The sequence below is a fragment of the Clostridium sp. Marseille-P299 genome (assembly GCF_900078195.1).
In the GTDB taxonomy this organism is placed as follows: Bacteria; Bacillota; Clostridia; order Lachnospirales; family Lachnospiraceae; genus Lachnoclostridium.
In genome coordinates this window covers 252312-271419 of record NZ_FJVE01000007.1, presented here as the reverse complement: position 1 = coordinate 271419, position 19108 = coordinate 252312, and the positions used below count along the sequence as shown (strand labels likewise).

General features: G+C 32.4%; 12 protein-coding genes. 1 reads left to right on the top strand and 11 read right to left on the bottom strand.

The genetic code is table 11. The features are described from left to right. Positions 1–2: 2 nt before the first annotated feature. Positions 3–947: an ABC transporter ATP-binding protein gene (locus BN4220_RS09410; RefSeq protein ID WP_066715656.1), complete on the bottom strand. Its 945-nt coding sequence runs from the start codon at positions 945–947 to the stop codon at positions 3–5. A gap of 433 nt (positions 948–1380) precedes the next feature. On the opposite strand from BN4220_RS09410, the gene BN4220_RS09405 reads away from it, so the two are divergent. Beyond that, a complete protein-coding gene (locus BN4220_RS09405) occupies positions 1381–2208 on the top strand; it encodes a hypothetical protein (RefSeq protein ID WP_066715655.1) in 828 nt (275 codons plus the stop codon). Between the two features lie 169 nt (positions 2209–2377). Here the strand turns inward: BN4220_RS09405 and htpG are convergent, their stop codons facing one another. From htpG to BN4220_RS09355, 10 genes are all read right to left on the bottom strand, one after another. Beyond that, entirely contained in the window at positions 2378–4411 is a 2034-nt protein-coding gene (htpG, locus tag BN4220_RS09400; protein WP_066715654.1) for a molecular chaperone HtpG, read from the bottom strand. Positions 4412–4662: 251 nt separating this feature from the next. After that, entirely contained in the window at positions 4663–5157 is a 495-nt protein-coding gene (locus BN4220_RS09395) for a DUF5721 family protein (RefSeq protein ID WP_066715653.1), read from the bottom strand. A 101-nt stretch (positions 5158–5258) separates the two neighbouring features. Beyond that, entirely contained in the window at positions 5259–5939 is a 681-nt protein-coding gene (locus BN4220_RS09390) for a TraX family protein (protein ID WP_082812248.1), read from the bottom strand. 173 nt (positions 5940–6112) lie between these two features. Then, positions 6113–8119, bottom strand: coding sequence for a hypothetical protein (locus tag BN4220_RS09385; protein ID WP_066715651.1), 2007 nt, complete (start codon positions 8117–8119; stop codon positions 6113–6115). A gap of 290 nt (positions 8120–8409) precedes the next feature. Then, positions 8410–10038, bottom strand: coding sequence for an ABC-F family ATP-binding cassette domain-containing protein (locus BN4220_RS09380; protein WP_066715650.1), 1629 nt, complete (start codon positions 10036–10038; stop codon positions 8410–8412). 335 nt (positions 10039–10373) lie between these two features. Further along, entirely contained in the window at positions 10374–12311 is a 1938-nt protein-coding gene (locus tag BN4220_RS09375) for a methyl-accepting chemotaxis protein (RefSeq protein WP_066715649.1), read from the bottom strand. A gap of 274 nt (positions 12312–12585) precedes the next feature. Continuing rightward, on the bottom strand, positions 12586–14694 hold the full coding sequence (locus tag BN4220_RS09370) for a glutamine synthetase III family protein (protein WP_066715648.1): 2109 nt from the start codon (positions 14692–14694) through the stop codon (positions 12586–12588). A gap of 355 nt (positions 14695–15049) precedes the next feature. After that, positions 15050–15919, bottom strand: a complete 870-nt coding sequence (locus tag BN4220_RS09365) for a mechanosensitive ion channel family protein (protein WP_066715647.1) — start codon at positions 15917–15919, stop codon at positions 15050–15052. Between the two features lie 239 nt (positions 15920–16158). After that, complete coding sequence (gene glgB / locus BN4220_RS09360; RefSeq protein ID WP_066715646.1) at positions 16159–18396, bottom strand: 1,4-alpha-glucan branching protein GlgB; 2238 nt, start codon at positions 18394–18396, stop codon at positions 16159–16161. Between the two features lie 29 nt (positions 18397–18425). After that, positions 18426–19085 carry a YesL family protein gene (locus tag BN4220_RS09355; protein WP_066715645.1) on the bottom strand — a complete coding sequence of 220 codons (660 nt, stop codon included), beginning with the start codon at positions 19083–19085 and terminating at the stop codon, positions 18426–18428. Positions 19086–19108 lie beyond the last annotated feature (23 nt).

The window sequence follows — 19108 nt, the reverse complement described above, 5'->3', positions numbered from 1 at the left end:
CCTTACCGCAGTTCATGCCCAGTTAACGCTAAGAAGGTAGTATCAAGATTTGGGACTTCGCTGGTAATATATTTTATTCCTATACCCTCTTCTATTAAAACAGATAGTATATATTCCATACTCTCATCGCCAATTTGCATATCAACACGGATTGTATCCCTCTCTTTTAAAACCTGCTTTACACCTTTTTGAAAGAATAGCTTCTTTTTTACATCTTCGATATTCACTAATGTTTCTTCTTTGATTTGAATATAAAATGTCTTATAATCCATAACCATACAAATCAATTCCTCTTTTGTTCCCATTGCAATTAATTTTCCATGATCCATAATGGCGATACGATCACATAACTCCTCCACTTCCTGAAGATAGTGAGATGTATAAATAACGGTTGCACCTCTATCCTTTAGAATCCTTATGGAATTTAAAATATGTTCTCTTGATTGTGCATCCACTCCTACGGTGGGCTCATCCATGACAATTAATTTTGGATGATGTGCTATTCCACATGCAATGTTTAATCTTCTTTGCATGCCACCTGACATCTGCTTTGGTTTCTTCTTCATATGCCCTGTCAACCCAACAAAATCAAGTGCTTCTTTTGCAGCTTCTTCTAGCTCTTTTCCCCGAAGCCCATATAAAGAGGCAAAGAACTTAACATTTTCAATTGCATTTAAATGCATGTAAATTGCAATATCTTGTGGTACAATCCCCATAAACTGCTTGGCTTCTTGCCTTTGTGTATTCACATCGTAGTTTGCAACTTTAACACTGCCTTTTTCTATTGATAGTAATGTAGTGATTACTCCTAATGTGGTAGTTTTACCAGCACCATTTGGGCCAAGTAAACCAAATATCTCTCCCTTCATTACAGAAAAGCTTAGATTATCAACAGCTATAAAATCTCCATAGCATTTTGTCAACTTTTCAACGCTTACAAATTCCATATGATCCTCCCCAAACGATTTACTTCTTTTCAACCCGCTTCCTTTTCAATCTGCTTTTATTCAAGCTGCTTCCTTTTTATCCATTTCTTCTCTATTCGTTCTTATATTATGGTATCACAATTCCAAAATTTAGAACAATGACATAGGATAGCTTTTTATAATGACAAAAGTCATAGATTTTCAAAGATGTATTCATACTTTTGTAAGAATCCTGTAAGACTTTTGCCCAAAACCTGCCTTATCTAGAAGATACAATTATATCGTGAAAATTTATAATACTTTATTTTTAAACATTGAGCCCGTATAGTATGAATATTACATAGCTGATTCAATGTTTGTACTTTTCACAAGAATTCAAAGATAATGGGCCTTTGTAAAATACCATTTCAAACTCATTATTATACGCGTGTCACGCACGCAGATTGGAGTAATTATGAAAAAGATAAAAAATTTCCGCGAAAATAGTAAAAACAAACAGTCACTTATTAAAAAAGCACTTTTACAAAGTATGATAATTGGTGTTCTATTACTAACCGGATGTAAAAACAATGATAAGCAAGTAGATGTTACACCTACACCTACTGAAGCAGTCACAGTAACAGTAACTCCAAGTATCACAATCACTCCCACGATAGCCCCAACTCAAACTCCTTCTCCTGAACCAACCGGAGTGGATACTTCTACTAATATTGATGAAATCACAATGTTAACGGAAGATGAGGCAAGATCTCTTGTTGAGGCAAAACTTGACCTAAACATTTACTCTGCATCTTTATTATCCAATGATGTAGTTGTTAATAATAAACATTATTATTCTTTTCAAGTAAAAGAAAAAGATCAAGCCATTGAACCTGCATTAGTCGTTAATAAGGTAAGCGGCGAAATCTTCTGCTATGATAAAGATGGAACCATTAGTGATTATTCTAACTTCCCTCTTTATAATCCGTCAGTAGATGCAGTTTGCGATTGGAATGGAATTTTTGAACGCCTTGATGCAAATGGAAAGAAAAATGGTAGCATTTCCTTAGCACAAGGAGATCCAAACTCTTTTGAATTTACATTAGATGCTGATTATGAAGGAAAATCTACTGATTACTTTGGAATAGCTTCTATTCAGGGAAATACAGCGAAATTTAAAGACAACTCTGGTTTTACCATTAACTTTGTTATGAAAGAGAATGAATTAACAATTACGGAGTCTGGAGAAAATCCTTTTACAAAAGGACTCTTTGAAGGTACTTATAAATTATCACAAGAATAAGGAATAACGTAAATAAAATGGACCACTAGCATAGCTAGTGGTTCATTTTATTAGGCTTATATCAGATTTAACATAACTATAGCATTAAAGAACAGTTTATTGTACAAAAAAAGAGCCACCAAAAAATGAACTATTTCGGTCACTTTTTGGCAGCCCTACATTTATAGAATTACTTTGTTAAAAGCATCATAATTTCATTACTACGTTCAATGAATTTAGTCATTGCTTCTGGTTCTAATGGTTTATGGCTAATTAATGCTAAGTCGTATAATTGCTCACAAATCATTGAAACATTCTCATTATCATTATCTTCAAGAATGTATTTTACAAGTGCATTGTTTGCATTTAAAATAAGTGTTTCAGAAGTTCCAAACATGGATGGATCCATTCCATACATATTGTACATCTTCATCATATCTTGCATTCTGCGGCTTTCTTCAGATAATGTAATCATAGATGAAACTTTTGGATTCTTAAGCTTTTCAACCTTAACTTCTAATTTTTCTTTATTTAAGGCTTTCTTGAAAATTTCAGTTAATTTATCTGTCTTTTCTTTTAAATCCTTTTCATCATTTTCAGAAGTTTCTTCTTTAAAGCTTTCTGTAATATCTGCATCGATTCTTTGGAAGCGAACTTTTGGATTATCCTGTTCTAACTGAGTAATAAATGGCTGATCAATATTGTGTGTTAAGTATACAGCATCAATGTTAGCTTCCTTAAACATATTGATATATTGACTTTGTTGTTGCTCATTTGTTACATAATATACAACATCTTTTCTTTCTTCAGCATCTGTTTTGTCTGCAGATTCATCACTCTTAGCTTCTTCTACTTCTGCTGCTTTTGATTCCTCTGTGGAATCTTTATCACCTTTCGCTGCTTCTAAGTATTCAGGAAGAGTAACGAATTTCTTTTCTAAATTCTTAAAGATAATGAAATCTTTCATCTTCTCACGGAATTTTTCATCTTTTAAGCAACCAAATTTAATGAATGGGCTAATATCATCCCAGAATTTTTCGTAATTTTCACGTTCTACTTTAAACATTCCAGAAAGCTTGTCCGCAACTTTTTTCGTAATATAATCAGAGATTTTCTTTACGAAACCATCATTTTGTAACGCACTTCTTGAAACATTAAGTGGTAAATCAGGACAATCAATAACACCTTTTAATAACATTAAGAATTCAGGGATAACTTCTTTGATGTTATCTGCGATAAATACTTGATTGTTATATAATTTAATTGTTCCCTCAATACTATCATATTCTGTATTAATCTTAGGGAAGTATAAAATACCTTTTAAGTTAAATGGATAATCCATATTTAAATGGATCCAGAATAAAGGCTCTTTAAAATCATGGAATACTTTACGATAGAATTCCTTATATTCTTCCTCGCTACATTCATTTGGATGTTTTGCCCATAGTGGATTAGGATCATTTAATGGCTTTGGACCCTTCTTTTCAGCCTTAGCTTCTGTTGCAGTACCATCTTCTGCAACTTCTGCATCGATTACATCTTCATTTTTATCATCAACGATTTCTTCCTCTTTTTCTTCTTCTACTGGCGCATTTGCGTTAGTAAAGAAAATTGGAACTGGCATAAAGGAACAGTATTTTTCAATAACTTCCTTTGCACGATATTCATTAGAGAATTCATAGCTATCTTCATTTAAATAAAGAGTAATCTCAGTACCACGTTCTGTTCTATCACTTTCGGACATTTCAAACTCAGTACCTTCTTCAGATTCCCAATGAACCGCTTTTGCACCATCTTTATATGATAAAGAATCGATTGTAACCTTTCCAGCAACCATGAATGCGGAATAGAAACCTAAACCGAAGTGACCAATGATTTGATCTTCATTTGTTTTATCTTTATATTTATTTAAGAAGTCCTGAGCACCAGAAAAAGCGATCTGATTGATATACTCTTTCACTTCCTCAGCAGTCATGCCAATACCATTATCAATAAATGTTAAGGTTTTCTTTTCTGGATTTGCAATGACTTGAATTTTAAATTCATTGTCTTCTGGGATAGAATAGTCACCCATCATATCAAGTTTTTTTAACTTTGTGATTGCATCACAACCATTAGAGATTAACTCACGGAAAAAAATATCATGATCAGAATATAACCATTTTTTAATAATTGGGAAAATATTTTCAGAATTAATGGATAAACTTCCTCGTTCCATACTCATGCTAACCACTCCTTTTCATTTCATAGCTTGTTTTAAATACGATACATTTCTAATACTATTTGTATATGACTTTGAAAACTTCTTTTTTACGTTTTTCAATCTGTATATTACTATAATACGACCAAAATAAATTGTCAAGCAAAAATTAGCACTCATTACGAATGAGTGCTAATAACGTTAATGAAATATTATACAATTTTATATTATCTATGAATCATATGATACTTATATTATCCAAAGGAAGGACTATTTTATTCTTCGAAAAGTATTCCATGATGTTTTAAAAATTTCTTTGTCATTTCATCCCACTCTTTATCAAGTGTTTTATCCATTGTAAATATCTTGACTCCTGTACCCGTGATTATATCAAGGGAGCCATTATCATATTTCATATGCATATAAAGTCCTGTTACGTCACTAAAATTCATCGGTATTCCTGTACTTTGAATAAGCTTTTTCACATTCTCTTCTGATAACTGCAATACGATATGAAATGAACTTGGAGTTTTATTTCCTTTCACAATTTGAAAAGCAAATGGTCGAACCTTACTCCATTTAACTAAGCTTCTATCTTGTATTTGCTCAAGCTCATCACTTGAAAAATAACTTTTATTTAAGCGGCCCTGAATCTGAAATTTTGTAAATGTATGAATCTCTAACTCTGCAAGTAAGAAATTATCAAATACATTCTGTAATAGGAGCTTTGCCATAAAGTCCTTAATATCCGCTATGTGAAGTGCTATCATCTTATCCCTCCATATACTATTTAATTCAAAATATAAAACTTTAAATTAAATATGGCCTAATTCTTAAGCCTTACCCCTGTTTTTTATAAAGTCACGAGAAGTTATACGAAATATCTCGCTATGAATCCTAATACTAGTAAATGTACTGGATAAAAAGCATAGAATGCATATTTTACTTTTGGACCTCTTTCGCCATTATAAAACCATATAAATGGTAAAGCAAATATAGTAAGTATCGATAAACCACCAAATAAAAATCCAATCAGTAAAATATAAGCAATTGCCATTGCTTTCTTATTCCAGTGGAATATATAGAACACTAAAATCATTAGAATTCCTCTAACATCATAATCAGATTTTATTAATACAGAAAGTGCTCCTCCTATTACAATTGTGATTACAGCAAAGAAATTTAATATCCAAAATTGACCTTTATATTTTTTTGAAATGTAATCATAAATCGTAATAGTTAATAATCCTAGGAATAATGTGAAAAATACGTTTTGATAACTATAAAAAGTTTTCATAAATGCCGCATCCCACAATGCATAATCAAAAGGTATCTCTGATATTAAAGCAAAAATTCCCAAACGCAATAAATATTTCTTAACATTGCTTGTATGAAAGTAACCCTCTACTATTAAAAAACAAAATATTGGAAACGCTATTCTACCAATTCCTCTACCAATCAAATATATTGGCCAATCTCTAACAAATATAGCTGTTGCATGATCAATTAACATTGCGATACAAGCAATTAACTTTAGCGTAAATGAATTCATCTTATACTCCTTTTTTATATAATTCTAAATAGGATTCTATTAAAACATAATGTCTTATACTTATGTTTTATTTTTATGGTTTATATTTTATTTTTGACTACTGTTTTTCCACCAATAACCTTATTAACTATGCCCTTTAATGACTATAAATTTTTGGATTTTTAGATACATTTTTAATCAGAAAGTTTTTTTTGACTTATAAAAACAGCAATAGACCTCGGACTTAAATCAATATACTGTTTTTGAACCAAATTTCTTACTTTTGGAATTTTCACTTTTTGGGCTATTCCTTCATTTGATTTAGCTACTTCTTGCCTCTCTTTTGAAGTCATTTGCTCTTCCTCATTCAAAAAATCCATTTCTTTGCTCTTATCCGTAGCTAATAAAAGTTTCCACTCAAATCCTCTTGGCAAATCTGGCAAATCAAATCGATGCTCTTCCCAATGCATATTAAACGCAAAATAAAAAGAATCATCCACTGTATCCTCATCTAGCTTAGCATATTTTCCATAAAGAAAGATACCCAATGTTCTACTATAGTTAAAGTACTCTGGCCTCCATGCCTTTACTCCATGAAAGGATATATCTGGATATCCACAAGCAAAATAATCCATTCCTAAAAATGCTTTTTCATTCCTCAGTATCTTATGCCTTTTCCGTAGAGAAATCAATTCTTTTGTAAAAGTAAATAAGCTATCCTTATTCCTTTTATCTTTCCAATTTAACCAAGATGTGGAATTATCTATACAATAAGCATTATTATTCCCTTTTTGAGAATTTCCAAATTCATCACCTGCATATAGCATAGGCGTACCTTGGGATAGAATTAAAACAACTAACGCATTCTTTCGCATACGAGTCCGAAGATCAATAATCTTTTTCTTTCTTGTCTGGCCTTCCACACCACAATTCCAACTATAATTATAATCAGTACCATCCCTGTTATTCTCACCACTGTCTTCATTATGCTTTACATCATAAGAATATAAGTCCATCAGGGTAAATCCATTGTGCTCAGTTACATAATGAATACATCCCTTTTTCTCATGACTACAACGAAAGTGCTCCGCAAATGTAGCTAATTGATCTTCATCTCCTTTTAGAAATCTTCTGATATCAACTAAAAAGCGGTCATTATAATCAGCCAACACTTTATACTCAGGAGCTATTTCCTTCTCATATATCATATCAGTCGTAAAAGAATGACTGATTAGTTTAGTTCTTGCAAGATACGGGTCACTTGCTATTGATAGTTCTATTCCTATTTCATTTGTAAAACGAAATCCATCGATGTGATATTCCATTGCCCAAAACCTAAGGCAATCTTGTATTAATTGATAAGTGGTTCCTTTTACAAAATGCATTTCCATGTGTACTTCAATTCCGTGTTTATGAAGTTCTCTTACCATTGTTTTAAATTCAATATTGGCATCGGTATTATGAAATGCATAAGTTGCTTTTGGAGCAAAGTACTGGTATCGGTGCTCATTCATATAGCCCCAATAATTTATTTTAGTAAAATCTTCTTGCTGGTTATAACCAAGTGCTTGATTATAACTGATATAACTTGATTTTTCAAAATAACTTGGAGTATTATAATTTGACTCTATCACTTCTGGAAACTCGACACTTGGCATCAGTAAAAGCCCATTAACACCTAGTTCTTTCAGATAAGGAATTTTTTCGATTAGACCTAAATATGTACCTCGATGTTTTACTTTAGAGCTTACATCCATAGTAAAACCCCGTACATGTAATTTATAAAGAATTAAATCAGAATACGATATTTCGGGTTTTATATCTCCTTCCCAATTAAACTCATCAAAATCAAAAGCTCCTTTTACTAACTCTTTTTCTTCTGGTGATAATGCTTTTCCATAGACATCTCTTCCAACAATTCGCTTTGCATAGGGATCGATAAACTCCTTCCCCATTGCTTCATAACAATAACTGTCATAATGAAATTCATTCCATGGAATCTGTGTTGTAAAAACACTTCCAATACGATTTTCTTTTGCTAAAAGCATCGTTTTCTTAGGGGTCTTACAACCATCCTTGTACAATAATAATTTGCATTCTTTCGCATTAGGAACAGAGACAGCAAAATAAACAAGGTCACCTTGTTTGCTGACACCGAGTGGAATTACATGATTAGCATGGTTTTCACTAAAAACTTGCATTTTACACCCATTTTAACCTTCTTTAAGAATGCGAGAATCGTATTATTGATACAATTATTAATGCTATTAAGCTCTATTTTAATTTTATCAAAGAAATAAGTCAATTAGAATAGGACTACCACAAAATAGAGTTCCATACTTGAAATATCTATTCTGAAGTAGTCCTTTATAATTCTAAAGTATTGCTTAATTCTAAAGTATTGTTTAGTAAACTACACTTCTTCTATATCTACGTTACATTGTTTAATCTTCTACACTTCTTCTGTATCTAGGTTGTAGTGTTTATTATTCTACAATTCTTCTGTATCTACGTTAACAACCTGTCTCTTACGAGCCATTTCATCACTATCAAGGTATTCATCATAAGTTGAAATTTTATCAATTAAACCGTTTGGTGTAATTTCCATAATACGATTTGCAATTGTTTGAATAAACTGATGATCTTGAGAAGTAAATAAAGCAACCCCTGGGAACTTAATCATACCATTATTAAGAGCTGTAATGGATTCCATATCTAAATGGTTTGTAGGCTCATCCATAATAAGTACGTTTGCACCCATAATCATCATCTTAGAAAGCATAACACGAACACGCTCTCCACCAGATAAAACTTTTACTTGCTTAACGCCTTCTTCACCAGCAAATAGCATTCTTCCTAAGAAACCACGTACATACGTAACATCTTTTTCAGGAGAGAATGGCATTAACCAATCAACAATAATTTCATCACCGGAGAAGTCCTTTGTATTATCCTTAGGGAAATATGCCTGAGAAGTGGTAATTCCCCATTTATATTCTCCTTCGTCTGGTTCCATCTCACCAGCTAAAATCTTAAATAATGTAGTTGTAGCTAATGTATTTGGTCCAACGAAAGCAACCTTATCTTCACGATTAATGATAAATGAAATATTATCAAGTACCTTAACACCATCAATTGTCTTTGAAAGATTCGTAACTGTTAATACTTCATTTCCAATTTCACGATTTGGTCTAAAGTCAATGTAAGGATACTTTCTACTAGAAGGACGAATTTCGTCAAGTTCAATTTTTTCTAATGCACGCTTTCTTGAAGTAGCTTGCTTAGATTTTGAAGCATTTGCAGAGAAACGTTGAATAAATTCTTGTAATTCCTTAATTTTTTCTTCTTTCTTCTTGTTTGCTTCTTTCATCTGCTTAACCATTAACTGGCTGGATTCATACCAGAAGTCATAGTTACCAGCATATAATTGAATTTTTGCATAATCAATATCAGCAATGTGTGTACAGACTTTATTTAAGAAATAACGGTCATGAGATACAACGATTACTGTATTATCAAAGTTAATTAAGAACTCTTCTAACCAACGAATTGCCTCTAAATCCAAGTGGTTTGTAGGCTCATCTAGTAATAAGATATCTGGATTACCAAACAATGCTTGCGCTAATAATACTTTCACCTTTTGAGCACCGTTAAGTTCACTCATTTGTTTATAATGTAATTCTGTTTCAATTCCAAGACCATTTAATAAGGTTGCAGCATCTGATTCTGCTTCCCAACCATTTAAATTTGCAAACTCTGCTTCAAGTTCGCTTGCTTTAATACCATCTTCTTCTGTGAAATCTTCTTTTGCATAGATGGCATCTTTTTCTTTCATTATATCGTAAAGTCTTTGATTTCCCATAATTACGGTATTTAAAACATCATACGCATCATATTTAAAGTGGTCCTGTTGTAAGAAGGATAATCTCTGACCTGGAGTAATAATAATATCTCCCTTGCTTGGTTCAATTTGTCCAGATAATATCTTTAAGAATGTAGATTTACCTGCTCCATTGGCACCAATTAATCCATAACAGTTTCCCTCAGTAAACTTAATATTCACATCTTCGAATAGAGCACGTTTCCCTAATCTAAGTGTTACATTACTTGCTTGAATCATTTTTATACCTAGCCTTTCTTACGCGGGTTACCTAAATTGTTCACTCTTATTGATAAAATAACCCTCACATGCTAACTATCTAGCATCTTTTAATTCATTTATACTTTCGCATACAAACCCAGTATATTCTAACTATCTATATTTTACAGAAAAATAATCTTTTTGCAAGTACTTTTTACGTAGTAAAGGATTCCATAGAAATATATTGTAAAATCTTATGAAAGATTTTTATAATACATTCCTGGAATCCTTATTGATAATTTTAATTTAGTAGCACGGTATTCATAAGATTATCATGTACCATTTAAGTTTGTTATAAAATTTTATTAAATATATTAGATTCTGTTTTCGTATATGTTAATATTTACTTTATTTACTTCATAGGTACCTGTATCTGTATATTTTTGTACCTGCTTTCCTTCAAAAACATCACTAAGAAATTCAAGTGCCATCGTTCCCCAGGCAAAAGCTCGTTGAGCAATTGCGCTATGAATATATCCTTTTACAATATTATCTTTGATGTTTTTCGTATAATCTACAGTTAAAACCTTTATATCGCTCTTATGTTTACTGAAATATTTTGCATATGCTAATCCCCATCCAACATTCGTTGCAAACACAAGCTTTGTCTTCGGATATTTCACTAACATTGCACCAATTAATTCTTCTGCCTCTCTATCACTAGGTTCACCAACAACACTAGAGATATTTACTTTAACACCTGAATTTTCATTCAATTCATTTATAAATCCTTCTGCTCTTTGCTCAATTGATGTTATTTTAGCATCTGACCATAAACCTACGACAACTTCTCCTTGATTTCCTAATAATTTTTTTGCTACGTTTGCTGCATGTGTTCCTAGTTGTATTCCATTGGTTTCAATCAAAGCCTCATAAGAAATTCCTTGAAGGAGTGAATTAATAAATATAATCTTTATTCCCTTATTACTTGCAGCCTTTAAACGCTCAATAACCGCCTTGTCATCAATGGGACTTACAACAATTGCATCAAAGCTACTTCTTAAAATAGTATCTAAAATATCACTCATTTCTCTTGCGCCCTCATTTCGAGTTTTTGGTGCAAAAAATTCAACATCGAAATTTAGTGCTTTTGCTGCTTTTTTTGTTTCTGCAATGGTAGGAAGCCAGAATGGATCTTCTATGTCAAAAATAATTGCAATTTTATTTTTCACCTTTTCTTCTACATCAACTTTCACTTTAGTGAAATTTTTCTCGATGGAACTCACTTTATCAAATAGATCATTTGACATTTTAACAATCAATTCTACTACGCTACTTTGACTCATAGTTAAAGAGGCTACCTCTTGCGTAGTTGCAGTGGATTCCTCTATAACTGCTGCAATATCCCCTATGGAATCAACCAATCTTCGCTTTCCTTCATCAAGAGACTCAACTTGTAAACTAAATTCATTCTGACTCTTAATAAAATTATTAATAAAATAATTGATATCTTCAAAAGATTTTACAACGGTATTCACAGCTTCTTCTTGGGCATCAAAGGTACTTTCTGATTTATCAATGCTCTCTTTAAGTTTTCCTAATTCAATCGTAATATCTTCCACAGAATCATTGATATTTTGACTAGCGATTCTACTTTCTTCAGAAAGTTTTCTAACCTCATCTGCAACCACTACAAATCCTTTTCCCGCATCTCCTGCTCTAGCGGCTTCAATCGCTGCATTTAGTGCTAGTAGATTTGTTTGTGCCGCAATGCGATATAAAACTTCTGTGATATCATTAATTTTCTTTGATTTTTCAACTAAAACATAGATTTCTTGTGTAATATCACTTAATGCTTGCTTATTTTCTTTTTGTTGCAAAGAAAGATGTTCAATGGTTCTTTTTCCACGTATATTCACATCGCTCATTTCCTCTGATGTTGTTTTTAAATCTATGAATTGACGATCCATATGATCAATCTGTGTTGCAAGTTCATCTGCAAATTTTAAGCATTGCTCTACATCTTCTGTCTGGTTTTCTGCCCCTTTAGCAATATACTCTGTAGCATTTCTAACATTAAAAGAAATATCACGGATTTCATCTGCAACCCCCTCTAATTGACTAGAAACCGTTCTTACGTTCTCAAAATCGTGATGAAACTCTGTGAAGTACCCCTTTAAATTTGTGTATATTTTTTCGTCAATGTTTTCATTCCCTGTACTAACTGGTCCCGTAAAATCCCAATTTAATATTTTCTCACGTACAATAGTTTTCCCCTGTTTCTTTCCTTCACCAAATAGATGCTTTCCCATAGTAACCTCTCTTCCCTTTATAAATATCCGTTTTCTCCTTATCACCCATTCTATACCATATTCTTACATATTACAACAAATACTTACAATATATCTTTCAACAATTCCCCTGTCTTTGTAGGTCCTTTGGTTTTAAATTCTAACGAGAAAAAGAGTGTTATAAATGCGTTCATACATTTTATAACACTCTTCTTGCAACTATATTATGGTTTTAGATTATAAACTTATATTATGGTTTTAAATTATAAACTTATATTGTGAATGATAGCTAAAATTAAACTTCAAATAATAAATCGCCGTAAGTTGGAACTGGCCATACATCCTTATCAACAAGTGTTTCTAACTTATCAATCGGTGCTCTTAATTCACTCATAGCAGGGAATACATTGCTCTTAAAGAAAAGTGCTTGCTCTGCGCCTTCTTCTTTTTCTACTGCTTCCTCAACTAAATCAATTAATTTAGATAAAGCTTTTTGAGCTTCTACTAATAAAGCAGAAACGTCAATTAACAATTTTTCTTGTACGCTAACATCTGCACTTGGAACAGCTGCTTTAATTGCATTAATGCTATTTGCAAGTGTAGTCGTATACTTAATAACTGCTGGTATAAATTTTCTTGAAGCCATCTCAATCATTGTCTTAGCCTCAATGTTAATTGCTTTTGAATAAGCTTCATATTCAATTTCTGCACGAGCTTTTAATTCAACACTTGATAAAACTTTATGTTTTTCAAATAAAGTGATTGCTTTATCTGTTGTATATGCAGGTACTGCTTCTACCATACATTTAATATTTGGTAATCCACGTCTTTCTGCCTCTTCTACCCATAAATCAGAATAACCATTGCCATTAAATACGATTCTTTGATGGTCTGTTACTGTCTTTTTAATTAAATCATGAACAGCTAAATCAAAATCTTCTGCTTTTTCTAATTCATCAGCCATGTCACTTAAAACATCAGCTACAATTGTATTTAAAATTGTGTTTGGTCCAGCAACTGACATGGAGGAACCAACCATTCTAAATTCAAACTTGTTACCAGTAAAGGCAAATGGTGATGTACGGTTTCTATCTGTAGCGTCTTTTTTAAGTTCTGGAAGTGTATGAACTCCAGTTCTTAGTCTTCCACCTTGTTTTGATCTAGTTGCTTCACCAGTCTCAATTAACTGAGCTAAAACATCTGCTAACTGTTCTCCTAAGAAAACAGAGATAATCGCTGGTGGTGCCTCATTTGCACCAAGTCTATGATCATTACCAGGATTGGAAGCGGAAAGTCTTAATAAATCAGCATGATCATCCACTGCTTTTAAAATAGCAGATAAGAATAGTAAAAATTGAATATTTTCATGAGGTGTTTTACCTGGGTCAAGTAAATTCTTACCTGTGTTAGTTACAAGTGACCAGTTATCATGTTTACCAGAACCATTTACACCTTCAAAAGGTTTTTCATGTACTAAACAAGTTAATCCCTGGCGTATTGCAATTTTCTTCATAGTATCCATAATCAACTGATTATGGTCTGTTGCGATATTGGCAGTAGTAAAAATTGGTGCGATTTCATGTTGCGCTGGAGCAACTTCATTATGCTGAGTTTTTGCTAAAATACCTAATTTCCAAAGTTCAATGTTTAATTCCTTCATGAAAGCTGCAACTCTTTCTCTAATGGAACCAAAATAATGATCGTCAAGTTCTTGGCCTTTTGGAGGCATAGCACCAAATAACGTACGTCCAGTAAACACTAAATCTTCTCTTTGTAGGTATTTCTCTCTATCAATTAGGAAGTACTCTTGCTCAACACCTACGGAACAAGATACACTTGTTACATCATTATGTCCGAATAATTTTAAAATACGAAGTGCTTGAGTATTAATTGCTTCCATGGAACGAAGTAATGGTGTTTTCTTATCTAATGCTTCCCCTGTATAAGAACAAAATGCTGTTGGAATACAAAGTGTAACTCCTGCTGCATCCTCTTTTAAAAATGCTGGAGAAGTACAATCCCAAGCCGTATATCCTCTTGCTTCAAAAGTTGCTCTTAAGCCACCACTTGGGAAGGAAGAAGCGTCTGGCTCACCTTTTATAAGTTCTTTACCTGAAAACTCCATTAATATCTTTCCACCAGCGATAGGTGTAATAAAGGAGTCATGTTTTTCAGCAGTAATTCCTGTCATTGGCTGAAACCAATGTGTATAATGTGTTGCACCTCTCTCAATTGCCCAATCCTTCATCGCATTTGCAACTACTTCAGCAACATGAGGGTCAAGGTCCTCTCCATTTTCGATCGTCTTTTTTAACGCCGCAAATGTTTTTTTCGGCAAACGTTCTGCCATGGTACTTTCGTCAAAAACATCCATTCCAAAAATGTCCATTAATTTCTCAGCCATATAATTTTCCTCCACTTTCATCGCAAACATTGTATAAAATAAGGTTTAGTGTAAACTTATTAGTCTATCATTAAATAATTATTCTTAAATATTCCGATATCATTAAAACATATTTATGCTCAAATTACAACTTTAGCTTGATATGAATACTAAAAATAATTTTAAAAAAAGGTGCCCTCAAAAATTGAGAACACCCTCGCTCTGATAAACTTCTTAAGATATAAAATACCATTATTTTTTCATCTTGAAAAGTATTTTTTTTTAAAATTATAACTTTTTCTATATTGCACAAAATATTAATAGCTAAAACGAAATATTAGTTAATTTTGCCAAAACATCTGTATTGTTATGAAAACTAGGATTCCTTATTATTTGTTATAACAATATCCATTTTACGATATGGTATAGAAAATCCCTTCTCATCAAACATGTACTTAATGGTTTCTAACAGCTCAGATTTTACAGTTAAATAATTCTCCTTTGCCACCCACACACGAATCGCTATTTCTACTGCATCATCACCAAATGCATTCACAAAAATATCCATGTTCTTTTCCTTTAAGATTAACTCATGTCTTAATATGATATTATTTAATTCATCTTTTACAGTTCTTATATCATCATCATAGCCAATGGGTATTATTAAATCCAGTCTTCGATTTGGTTCATTCGTTACATTGGTAATATTACTATTTGATAATGAACCATTTGGTAACACTACTAGTCTATTATCTGAAGTAATAATTTTTGTATAAAAGATATCAACTGCTGTAACAGTACCTTCTAATACTCCTACAATAATATAATCGCCTACTCGAAATGGCTTTAGTACTAATAGTAATACACCACCTGCAAAGTTACTAAGACTCCCTTGTAAAGCTAAGCCAATTGCTAAACCAGCAGATCCAAGAATTGCAACAAAAGATGTTGTTGGTAGCCCAAGTATATCTGCAATCATAGTAATTATTAAAATGTATGCTAATACTTGTAACACAGAAGTTATAAAATGAGCTACTCCTAAATCAAACTTGGCTCGTTCAAGTCCTTTTCTTGTTAAGTTTAAAAAAAGTTTCAATAATTTTTTACTTATGATAAACACAATAATTGAAACCGCTAATTTAATTAAAAAACTTTGTGCTGCTGGCCAAAATTTATCCCATAGCTTATCAAGTTCTGACATCTTTTGTTCAATATCAACTGCTTGTAAAAAAATGAGTTCTTTCATATAGTAAGCATCTCTCCTTTTTATATTTATTTAAATATCAATTTTTAGTTTATAATTTTATTGCTTTTTTACCCTTGTTTTTGCCTTTTTATTTATGAAGTTTCATACGTTATAAGTGACATTTTATTAAAATTATGAACTTTTATACGTCATAAGTGACATTTTTTTAAATTATGAACTTTCATACGTTATAAGTGACATTTATTTAAATTATGGGCTATCATACGTTATAAGTGACATTAATTATCTATACTCCTTACATTGCTATTCTCGCTATGTAGCATAAATATAGCTATCCCAAGTGGCGGTATTGTCATTGTAATAGAATACTTTCCCTCACTAGTAGGCATCTTTTTTGTAGTTTTTACTCTTGGATTTACATGTCCAAAGCCGCCATATTTTATAGCATCACTATTAAATATTTCTTTATATTTCCCAGGTCTTGGTACCGCAACTTTGTAGCTTTCATATACTACTGGTGTAAAATTGCAAATAACAAATAACTGTTCCTCTTTCCTCTTCCCAATTCTCATAAAACTTATAATGCTATGATCTGCATCGAAACGACTTACCCACTCAAAACCTTTTTCACTATAGTCCATTTGGTATAGAGCTTTATGATTTCTATATAAATGGTTAAGATCCTTTACGTATTCTTTCATTTGAGAATTTAAAGTTTCATTTAACAAAGAAAAATCAAGACTCTTCTCTTCATTCCATTCTGAAAATTGTGCAAATTCCTGACCCATAAAAAGTAATTTTTTTCCTGGATGTGCAGTCATAAATCCATATGCAACACGTAAATTAGCAAATTTATCTTGCATTTCACCCGGCATCTTTAGAATCATTGATTTTTTCTCATGTACTACCTCATCATGAGATAATACTAGAATGAAATTTTCACGATAAGCATATTCCATACTGAAGGTTAATGCTTCATGACATCCTTTGCGAAACAATGGATCTTGTTTCATATAATAAGTAAAATCATTCATCCAGCCCATATTCCATTTATAATCAAAACCAAGTCCACCCTCTTTTAGCGAACCTGTTACCAAAGGCCAAGTAGTCGAATCTTCAGCTATCATTATAACGCCATCTTTTCTTTTTTTAACAATGGAGTTTAAATGTTTTATAACTTCTACGGCCTCTAAATTCTCATTTCCACCATACTTATTTGCTATCCATTCTCCATCTAATTTACCATAGTCAAGATATAGCATGGAGGCAACCGCATCGATCCTTATCCCGTCTATATGATATTTTTCAATCCAAAATAGTGCATTGGCAATTAGAAAGTTTGAAACTTCCGCTCTTCCATAATTATAGATTAATGTTCCCCAATGTGGATGAAAACCTTGCTTTGGATCTTTATGCTCGTATAAACATGTACCATCAAAATTAGACAGTCCATGATTATCTCTTGGGAAATGAGCCGGCACCCAATCAAGGATTACCCCGATACCTTGTTGATGCATATAATCTACGAAATACATAAAATCTTCTGGCGTCCCGTAACGTGATGTAGCTGCATAATATCCAGTAACTTGGTATCCCCAAGACTCATCCAAAGGGTGTTCCATAATTGGCATGATTTCAATATGGGTATATCCCATTTCTTTTACGTACTCGCATAGCATTCCTGCAAGATCGCGGTAATTAAAAAAAGAACCATTTTTCTCTTGTGGCTTTTTAAATGATCCTAAATGAACTTCATAAATAGACATAGGAAGTTCTCTCGTCTTCTTTTGTTTTCTTTCTTTCATCCAATCAATATCATTCCATTGATATTGATCAAGATCAAATACAATGGATGCATTTGCTGGACGTATTTCTGTATAATTGGCATAAGGATCAGACTTTAAAAAAGTTAGACCACCTTTTGCTTTTATTTCATACTTATAAATCGAGCCTTGTAATACTCCTGGTAGAAAAAGTTCAAAGATACCACAATCAGGCAATCTTCGCATCGGATGCCTTCTCCCATCCCATGCATTAAAGTCCCCGACAACGCTAACTCTTACTGCATTTGGTGCCCAAACTGCAAAATAAGTGCCCGTCACGCCCTTTATCGTCTGAATATGAGCGCCAAGTAATTCATATATATTATAATGAATCCCTTGGCGAAATCTCATAGTATCTTCTGCTTTTATCAGAGGCTCGTAAGAATATGGATCTTTTATTTCCTCTATCGTCCCGTTATTCCACGTTATCTTAAGAGTGTATGCTTGTATCTTTTTCATGTGTAAAAGCACTGCATAAAAACCATTCTCTTCTTCCAAAATCATTGGATATTCACGATTCGTACCTTTAAACTTTAATATTACTTCTTTTGCATTTGGTAGAAACGCAGTCACAAGAATTCCTGCTTCTACTTTATGAGCTCCTAGTAATTGATGAGGATTGTCATGTTCTGAATAAACAATCGTCTCAATCTCTGGCCAGTTCATTAATTGATACAAGACATCTTCACTCATACGAACCTCTTCTTTTTATTCTATTTTTACTACTCCAAATACCATTGATCCTTACCGGATTCCTCTGGTGTTTGATCTGGTACAGGCATATATTTCTTAAATACTCGTTCAATCAAGAAGGAGCATAAAAGACAACATAACGAAGGCATAAATAATATCGCTGGTATAACAATTGATAAAACGAGTCCAGAAGCACCGATGATTACAATTAATGCTATTGTTGTAAATATATGCTTCATGGCCATTAAGAACGTCGTTTTAAATAATCCTTTTAAATTTAAAGTAAATCTTGAAAGGACAGGGAATATATATGCAAGAACTGCGATTGCTACTAAAGTAATTGCATTAAACCCTGCAAAAAATAAATATGCTTGATTTGGATTTGTTGCTTTTAAACTATTTGCGTAGATATAGTCAACATATAAAATATAAGCCAAAACTACATAAATAACTGAAGTTATAAGACCTAATTTAAAATTATCCTTAAAGGAATGAAAGAATTCACGAAATACGTATCCACGTTCTCTACGAATTACCTTTACAACCGTGTAATATAAAGCTGTTGTCGCTGGACCAATGGTTACAATTGGAATACACAAAACCACCCACAAAATGCTTAATAAAATCATATCCCATACTTTCCCCATAAAAGAAAAGAAACCATTTTCCAAATTAAATAAATTACCCATCTTAAACCTCCATGCTACCTACC